1 protein-coding gene is annotated in these 349 nt (G+C 62.8%); it reads left to right on the top strand.

Going from position 1 to position 349, the window contains the following annotated elements; genetic code table 11:
• On the top strand, positions 1-349 hold a 349-nt coding region (locus RISW2_RS25335; protein WP_043776098.1), incomplete at both ends, for a hypothetical protein.

Genomic DNA, 349 nt, shown 5'->3' with positions numbered 1-349 from the left:
CCTCGTCGAACAATGGTGTCTACAGCACGGATGGATCGACGTGGACGAAGGTCGCCGAGCTTCCGGCCGGGTTCGAGGCGCTCAACCTGACCAAGTCCGACATCGGCCTCGGAAACGTTGACAATACTTCCGACCTCGAGAAGCCGTTGTCGACCCTTCAGGAGGCGGCACTGGACGCGCGTATCGGTCCCGAGGGCGCGCCGGTCGACTATTCCGGAGAATGGTTCCACGAGGGCAACCAGGTCCTCACAGCGGAGGTGGACGAAACAGGAAGGGCGGCGTCTGTCGGATACAAAGACGGCTCCGCTCGCGTCGGCTCAGGTCCTCTCGTCGAGGGACGTCAAGAACC

Source organism: Roseivivax isoporae LMG 25204 (assembly GCF_000521865.1).
Taxonomy (GTDB): domain Bacteria; phylum Pseudomonadota; class Alphaproteobacteria; order Rhodobacterales; family Rhodobacteraceae; genus Roseivivax; species Roseivivax isoporae.
The sequence above is the reverse complement of the archived record's forward strand: the minus strand, read 5'-3'. Positions and strand labels throughout refer to the sequence as shown.